Source organism: Streptomyces sp. NRRL S-495 (assembly GCF_000966955.1).
Classification (GTDB): domain Bacteria; phylum Actinomycetota; class Actinomycetes; order Streptomycetales; family Streptomycetaceae; genus Kitasatospora; species Kitasatospora purpeofusca.
In genome coordinates, this window is the sequence record NZ_JZWY01000066.1 from 1 (window position 1) to 5241 (window position 5241).

Below are 5241 nucleotides of genomic sequence, written 5' to 3' on the forward strand. Positions count from 1 at the left end.
GGGTCACGACGAGCGGATCGGCCGGCGCTTCCTCGCCGCCGGACTCGGCTTCGGCGGCGGCTGCCTGCCCAAGGACATCCGGGCCTTCGTCGCCCGCGCCGAGGAGTTGGGCACCGGCGAGTCGCTGGAGTTCCTCCGGCAGGTGGACGCGATCAACCTGCGCCGTCGCACCCGCGCCGTCGACCACGCCCGGGAGCTGGTGGCCGGCTCCTTCACCGGCCGGAAGGTCGCCGTGCTCGGCGCCGCCTTCAAGCCCGAGTCGGACGACATCCGCGACTCGCCCGCGCTCGACGTCGCGGCGGCGATCGCACGCGAGGGCGGGCAGGTCTCGGTGTACGACCCGGCGGCCCTGGACAATGCCCGCAAGGCCTTCCCCGACCTGGCCTACGCCGCCTCCGCCGCGGCGGCCGCGCGCGGGGCCGAGGTGGTGCTGCTGCTGACCGAGTGGCGCGAGTTCGTGGAGCTCGACCCGGCGGCCCTGGGCGAGGAGGTCGCCGTCCGGGCCGTCGTCGACGGCCGCAACGTCCTGGACCCGGAGGCGTGGCGCGCGGCCGGCTGGACGTACCGCTCCCTCGGCCGCCGCTGACCGGGCCGGGGCGGGGCGGGGAGACGGGGACGAGTCGGTCGAAAAGCGTTCAGGAATGCGAATATCAGGGCTTCCCGGCGAATTCGCCGACTTCTTCCACGGCCTGGTGGTCGCTGTGGTCGCTTTCCGGCGACGTGGGGAATTGCCGCATGGTCCGCAGCGGTGACAGGAGAATCGGGAGGAAGGCCAGACAGCCGGCGGCGGCACACACGAAGAGGCCCCGGCGTGTTCCGAGCCAGCCGGCCGCGGCGCCACCCAGCAGCGAACCGAGCGGCATGAAACTCCAGGTCAGGAAACGCATGGTGGCATTGACCCGCCCGAGGTAGGCATCGGGAGTCAGGGCCTGGGTGCAGCTGACCTGGTTGATGTTGTGGACGACGATCATGAATGCCGTGACGCCGTCGGCGCAGGCCGCGAGCCAGAGCGTCCAGCCGGATCCCACCAGGGGGAGGACGAGCGCGAACGGGGAGCCGAGGCAGAGGACCAGCCACATCGCGGGGCCGGGACCGACCCGCTCGGAGATCCTCCGGGCCAGCAGGGACCCGAGGAGCCCGCCCGCTCCGGAGACGCTCAGGAAGAGGCCGATCAGGGCGGGGGAGAGATCGAGCGTCCGCGCCAGGAAGACCATCATCACCGTGTAGGCCGCGTACCAGGTCAGATTCAGCCAGGCGGACGACCCGGCGACGGCGAGCAGCCGGGGGCTTCGGCGGACCAGGCGCAGCCCGGCCCCGATCTCCTTGAGCATGCGGGACTCCGGCCGGCGGACCGGCCGCTCCTCGTCGGCGGGGATCCGCGCGAGGCAGACCGCGGAGACCAGGAGGCCCGCGCCGGTCACCACGAAGGACACCGGGGCCGTGAGCAGCGCCACGGCCTGGCCTCCGAGCGAGGGGCCGCCCACGGCGAAGACCTGCTGGACTCCGGTGAGCTTGGCGTTCCCCTCCAGTACCCGGTCCCGGCCGACCAGGCCGGGGAGGAAGCTCTGGTACGCGACGTCGTAGAAGACGTTGCACGCGCCGAACAGCAGCACGGTGGCGTAGAGCTGCCGGATCGAGAGGAGGTCGAGCCACCAGGACAGCGGGACGGAGAGCAGGATGACGGCACGGGCGAGCTGGCACAGCACCAGGATCCTGCGGCGCGGGAGCCGGTCCACCCACACCCCGGCCGGCAGGCCGACCAGCAGGAAGGGGAGGGTGAGGAAGGCGGAGACGAGCCCCACTTCGAACTCTCCGGCGTCCAGGGCGAGGACGGCGACCAGCGGGACGGCGATTCTCGCCACGCCGACACTGGCGGCGCTCACTGTGGTGGCGGCGAACAGCCCCCTGAATCCGCGGTCCTCGAATATCCCCCGCCAATGGATCATGGAATGACCGTAACAGAGGGCGGGTCGTGGGGAAACGGTGAATTCGCGCCGTCGGCCGGGTCGGAGGGCGACGTTTCCGGGGCGGCCGAATTCGCGCCGGAACTCCGCCGCCCGCCGACCGAGGGTGGCGGGCGGCGGGCGGCAGCCGCCCCGGAGGTTACGGGAGGTACTCGTTGCTGAAGGCCTCGGCGGGGGTGGCGGGCTTCTCGATCAGGCCCTGCTCCTGCATGAAGGCGGCCATCCGGTCCCAGGTGGCCGGGTCGTTGAGGCCCGGCTTTCCGGTGGCGGGCGGCTGCATCAGCGGGGCGGTGGCGCGGAGGACGGCGAGGGCGGAGTCCTGCTGCTTCTGGTCGTTCATGCCCGGGATGAAGCTCTTGCTGATCGACACCGCCTCGTCGGGGTGGTCGACGGTGTACTGCACGCCGCGCAGCGTGGCGGCGACGAACTTGCGCACGTCGTCGCCGCGCTTGTCCAGGGTGCCCCTGGTGGCACCGAGGCCGGCCGCGACCAGCGGCAGGGCCGAGGCGCCGCCGGTGCCCTCGACGGGGCGGACCGCCAGGCCGGCCTGCTGGAACTGGACGGCGTCGTTGTTGAGGTAGCCCATCACGGCGTCGACCTTCTTGCCGACCAGGGCGGCCTGCTGGGTGAAGCCGATGTGCTGGACGTCGACGTCCTTGGTGGTCAGTCCGCCGGCCTTCAGCTGGGCCAGCAGGCCGAAGTAGGTCTCGCCGTAGGGGCCGGGGGTGCCGACGCTGTGGCCGCGCAGGTCCGCGATGGTGTGGATCGGGGAGTCCTGCGGCACCAGCATCGCCACCGGGTAGGTGTGGTAGAGGGTGGCGATGTCCACGACCGGCACGTCCTTGGCCCGGGCCTGGAGCATTTCGTCGCCACCGGCGTAGACCACGTCCTCCTGACCGGCGGTCAGGGCGCCGAACAGGTCGTCGGTGAAGCTGTGGTGACGAAGCGTCACCTTGAGTCCGGCCTCCTTGTAGAAGCCCTTGCTCTCCGCCACGTAGAAGGGGGCGAACTGGATGTTCGGGATGTAGGTGAGGCCGACGGTGACGGCGCCGCCGCTCCTGCCGTCCGAGGACTTGGCGGCGGTCGGGTCGGAGGCGCAGGCCGAGAGCGTGGCGCTGCCCGCGAGGAGGAGGGCGAGCGCCCCGGCGGCGCGGGCGGTGGTCTTGGGCATGCGACAGTCCTTGGTGGTAGGGATTTCGACGGGAACAGGCACGGGAACAGAAGCGGGCACAGGCAAGGGAAGCGGAGGCAGGAGGCGCGAGGAGCCGGTGCTCAGCGGTCCACGGTCAGCTCGACCAGCCGGACGGTCCCGTAGGTGGCGGCGGCCAGCAGGGTGAGGGTGAGCAGCGAGACGAACAGGCCGGTGGAGTCGGCCTGGCCGCGCTGGACGGCCAGCAGCTGGCCGAGGCCCTCGCCGCCCATCACGAACTCGCCGACCACGGCGCCGGTGATGGAGAGCGTGCACCCGGTGCGCACCCCGGCGAGGATGCTCGGCAGTGCCAGCGGGAACTCGATGTGGCGCAGCATGCCCCACCGGCCGACCCCGTCGACCCGGGCGGCGTTGAGCACCTCGGGGTCGAGTTCGCGCAGGCCGAGCATGGTGTTGACCAGCATCGGGAAGAAGACCAGCAGCGCGCAGAGGATGGCGATCGGCAGCAGCCCGTAGCCGATCCACAGGGCGAGCAGCGGCGCGAGCGCCACCGCCGGTACGGCCTGGGAGGCGGCGAGGTAGGGCTGCAGGGCGCGTGCGGCGATGGTGCTGCGGGCCATCAGGTAACCGAGCGGCAGGGCCGCCGCGATGCCGAGGCCGCTGCCGGCGGCGCTCTCCACGACGGTCTGCCAGGCGTAGCCGAGCAGTCCGCCGTCGGTGACCGCGTCGACGAAGGCCCCGGCGACGGTGCCGGGGGAGGGCAGGAAGAACGCCGAGACGGCCTTGGTCCGGGTGACGACGTCCCAGGTGCCCACCAGGATCAGGCCGAACACCAGCGGCGGCAGCACCGTCGCCAGTCGGCCGGTGGCCCGTGCGGACCGGCCGGGGGCGGTGGCCCGGGGCACCGGGGTGGCGGCCGGTGCCGGAGGTGTCCGGTGGGCGGTCTTCAGCTCTGACACGGAAGCTCCGTTCGTCTCCCCGTACGCAGGGTGGGTGGTTCTGGCGCCGGGCTGCGGCCGGCTCGGTGCGTTCATCGGGCCGTGCGGCGCAGCAGGAGGGTGACGGCCAGGACCGCCGCGGCGCCCGCGGCGAGCGCGAGCCAGCCCGTACCGGTGCCGGTGGCCGTCACGACCGCGATGCCCAGCGGTGGCCCGACGGCCGTCCCCGTGCTCCAGGCCAGCGAGGACAGTGCACTGCCCCGGCCGAGCGAGGCGGGGCCCGAGAACCGTACCAGCAGCGGAAAGAACGCCGAGGAGTAGGCGATTTCGCCGATCGCGAAGAGCGCGGCGAAGGCGGCCAGCAGGGCGGTCCTGGCCGCGCCGTCGGTGGCCGTCGCGAGGGCGCCCGCGCCGAACGCGGCGCACCACAGCAGTGGCGCCGCGATCAGCGCGGCCTCCTCGGCCAGCGCTTCGAGGCGCCGGGCGACGGGGTGCTGGAGCAGGAGCAGGACGAGGGCGTTGCCGGCGGTGACCGCGCTGACGCCGGCCAGGCCGATGCCCATGCCGTGGTGCAGCAGCAGCGGGACGGTCGCCTCGATCTGGGTGAAGCCGGCGGTCGCGAAGAGCGCCTGGGCGAGCATCAGCAGGGCGATCGGACGGCTGCGCAGCAGCGCCCGGTAGCCCGGCGGGTCCGGTTCCCGGTCCGCGGTACCGCCGTCGGGCGCGGTGGGCGTGTCCGGCACGGCAGGCGCGGCCCGGCGGCGCCGGTGGACCAGGAGGAAGAGCACAGCGAGCGGCACCGAGGCGGCGGCCGCCGCCTCGTACAGCCAGGGCAGGGTGCCCGCCGGGCGGCCGGCGGCGAGCAGCAGCCCGCCGCCGGTGGCGCCCAGGCCCATGCCGGCGTTGGTCATCACATGGCGCAGCACGAAGGCGCGGCGCTGCCCCGCGGCCGGCACCAGGGCGGTGACCACCCCGGTGATGGCCGCGTACTGCAGGCCGTAGCCGACGCCCGCGAGCAGGCCGGAGGCCGTCACGGGCAGGCTGCCGCCCGCGGCGCCGAGCAGCGCGTAGGAGAGGACCAGCGAGGTGGTGCCGACCGCGCCGACCGCCGCCGCGCTGCCCCGGTCGGCCCGGGGGCCGCCGAGGACCGCGGCGGCGCACCCGGCGGCCGCCATCGCCACGAAGTAGG

5 protein-coding genes are annotated in these 5241 nt (G+C 73.5%); 1 reads left to right on the forward strand and 4 read right to left on the reverse strand.

All coding sequences use genetic code 11. The features are described from left to right. Positions 1–586: UDP binding domain-containing protein (locus tag VR45_RS04795; RefSeq protein WP_045938412.1), on the forward strand; the 586-nt coding region annotated here is incomplete at its 5' end. 64 nt (positions 587–650) lie between these two features. On the opposite strand, the gene VR45_RS04800 is transcribed toward VR45_RS04795, so the two are convergent. From VR45_RS04800 to VR45_RS04815, 4 genes are all read right to left on the reverse strand, one after another. After that, positions 651–1946, reverse strand: coding sequence for an MFS transporter (locus tag VR45_RS04800; protein WP_045938413.1), 1296 nt, complete (start codon positions 1944–1946; stop codon positions 651–653). 157 nt (positions 1947–2103) lie between these two features. Then, the gene (locus VR45_RS04805; RefSeq protein WP_045938414.1) at positions 2104–3135 is read right to left on the reverse strand and encodes an ABC transporter substrate-binding protein; all 1032 of its coding nucleotides are present in this window, start codon (positions 3133–3135) and stop codon (positions 2104–2106) included. A 101-nt stretch (positions 3136–3236) separates the two neighbouring features. Then, positions 3237–3821: an ABC transporter permease subunit gene (locus VR45_RS04810; RefSeq protein ID WP_286163072.1), complete on the reverse strand. Its 585-nt coding sequence runs from the start codon at positions 3819–3821 to the stop codon at positions 3237–3239. 323 nt (positions 3822–4144) lie between these two features. Then, the coding region (locus tag VR45_RS04815) for an MFS transporter (RefSeq protein WP_045938416.1) at positions 4145–5241 on the reverse strand (1097 nt) is incomplete at its 5' end.